This window comes from Tenacibaculum holothuriorum (assembly GCF_002120225.1).
GTDB classification, from domain to species: domain Bacteria; phylum Bacteroidota; class Bacteroidia; order Flavobacteriales; family Flavobacteriaceae; genus Polaribacter; species Polaribacter holothuriorum.
Map to the genome: position 1 here is coordinate 1 of NZ_LAPZ01000025.1, position 1,730 is coordinate 1,730.

The window sequence follows — 1,730 nt, forward strand, 5'->3', positions numbered from 1 at the left end:
CACAAATACCAATGGTTCCTTCTGGAGCTAATTCATAAGAACGAACTACTTCCATTAAATTCATAGCCATATCTGTAGGTGCTTGTACTTCGTGAGTAACACCTTCTCTATCTGTGATTTTTATTGTAATGTCTTGTTCTTCCATCTTACAAATTCATTTTTCTGCGCAATGTTTTTGCTCGTTTATCTTCCCCATCATGTGTCCATCCCGGAGAATTGAATATATAGTTTAGCTTGTCTGATAATTTATCAGCACGTTTTACATCCTTCCAAATGGCTGCATATTCGTGTGTAGCTACTTTAACCGGATTGAATGTTTCAATATTAACAGTTAATCCATATACTGGTTTATCAACTTCTTTTAATTCTTCTGAAAACGTACCAAACATACGATCCCAAATAATTAAAATCCCTGCGTGGTTACAATCTAAATATCGAATATTAGATGCGTGATGCACTCTGTGATGTGATGGTGTATTGAATATGAATTCTATCGGTTTAGGTAGTTTATCGACTAACTCGGTATGCACAAAGAATTGATAAATTAAACTAATTCCCATCATGGTAAACATCATTAGTGGATCGAAACCTAACAATGGAATCCACATCCAAAAGAAAAATTTATGAATGCGTTCTCCAACCCCTTGTCTTAGAGCTGTTCCTAAATTCATATGCACTGATGAGTGATGTGGAACATGACCTGCCCAAAACAAACGTACTTCATGGTTTAATCTGTGAAACCAGTAGTATGCAAAATCATCAGCAAACAATAACAAAATCCATGCCCACCATTGACGGCCTACAATTCCTTTTAACGGACTTAATTCATACAAATAGAAAAAAGCAATAAATGCTACTATTTTAGGAATGAACTCTACAATAGCAGAAAACACCATCATCAACAACGAAACCCCAGTATCTTTACCATGGTATTTTTCTTTTGCAAATTGATATTCTACCAGCATAGAAATAAAAAACACGGGTAAGGCAAAGTACAATAGTTTATCTTCTGAAAGTTGTTGTATGTAATCTGTTAATGTCAAGCTATTATTTGTTATATAATTCTAATGTTACTTTTACAAAATTAGTTTTTCCTAATACATAAGAACCTCTATCGTTTTTATATTTAGAAGCTAATTCTGTTTTTAAGTTTTCGTATTCTTTTGCTCTTTCTGGGTGCTCAATTAAATAGTCTCTAAACTTTAATTGATTATACATAATATTTTCTTTTGGACACATATGAATATGAAAAATTTGTTCTTTTTTCCCCTCCAAATTATATCCTTTCCCAAAAGACATATAAGCATCTATATCTTCTCTTGCTGGTACTTCAAAATATACGTAACCTAGCTTACTAAAACTCTCTATTAATTCTTTATTGAATAAGAATTCCTCAGGAATTTCAACAAGTAGGTCAATATACGCTTTCGCTTTTATATTGGGTATTGATGTACTTCCGAAGTGTTCAATTTTATTAATGAACTTTGCATCAATACTTTTTAAAATACGATTCTTTTCAGATTCAAAAACAACCTTCCAATCAGGGTTATGGTCTGATAATTCAATTGGAAATAAGGTATTCCAATCGTCTTTAGTTAAATCGTATAATGTCTTTTTCATTAGAAACTATTCAATCTTTTTAACTACTGCTTTAGGAGCTTCTTTTTTAGTTCCATCGAAACCAGTAACGCCACCTACGGTAGTATATTTCATTACATATTTTTTATCTG

Annotated in this window: 2 protein-coding genes and 1 pseudogene; all 3 read right to left on the bottom strand. The window is 32.1% G+C overall.

The annotated features are described in order from the left end of the window. Positions 1-145: pseudogene (locus tag WH52_RS14710) on the bottom strand (ferredoxin); the annotation flags it as partial. Between the two features lies 1 nt (position 146). Then, a complete protein-coding gene (locus WH52_RS14715; RefSeq protein WP_233131581.1) occupies positions 147-1,043 on the bottom strand; it encodes a sterol desaturase family protein in 897 nt (298 codons plus the stop codon). A 4-nt stretch (positions 1,044-1,047) separates the two neighbouring features. Then, entirely contained in the window at positions 1,048-1,620 is a 573-nt protein-coding gene (locus WH52_RS14720; protein WP_086031726.1) for a GrpB family protein, read from the bottom strand. Positions 1,621-1,730: the final 110 nt, after the last annotated feature.

Bases quoted from the DNA above. Each gene is read 5' to 3' on its own strand.
- WH52_RS14720 (WP_086031726.1), bottom strand. From the start codon at position 1,620: ATGAAAAAGACATTATACGATTTAACTAAAGACGATTGGAATACCTTA.